The 351-nt window shown below is 58.7% G+C and carries 1 protein-coding gene; it reads right to left on the bottom strand.

The genetic code is table 11. The features are described from left to right. Positions 1–117 precede the first annotated feature (117 nt). On the bottom strand, positions 118–351 hold a 234-nt coding region (locus GHO41_RS30175; RefSeq protein WP_218580295.1), incomplete at its 5' end, for a hypothetical protein.

Here is a 351-nt window from a genome sequence, read left to right on the forward strand (position 1 = left end):
CGGTGATGCCATCGCGAGCAAGCTCGACTCCTACAGAGGACCTGAGCGATCCAGCCACTCGGTATGCCTGCAAAAACACGGTGATGCCATCGCGCCCCTGCAGAGAAATTGAGCCGTTCACACATCTGTAGGAGCGAGCTTGCTCGCGATCAAGGCGTCGCGGTATGCCTGCAAAAACGCGGTGATGCCATCGCGAGCAAGCTCGACTCCTACAGAGGACCTGAGCGATCCAGCCACTCGGTATGCCTGCAAAAACACGGTGATGCCATCGCGAGCAAGCTCGACTCCTACAGAGGACCTGAGCGATCCAGCCACTCGGTATGCCTGCAAAAACGCGGTGATGCCATCGCG

The sequence above is a fragment of the Pseudomonas sp. FSL R10-0399 genome (genome assembly GCF_009600165.1).
Taxonomy (GTDB): domain Bacteria; phylum Pseudomonadota; class Gammaproteobacteria; order Pseudomonadales; family Pseudomonadaceae; genus Aquipseudomonas; species Aquipseudomonas helleri.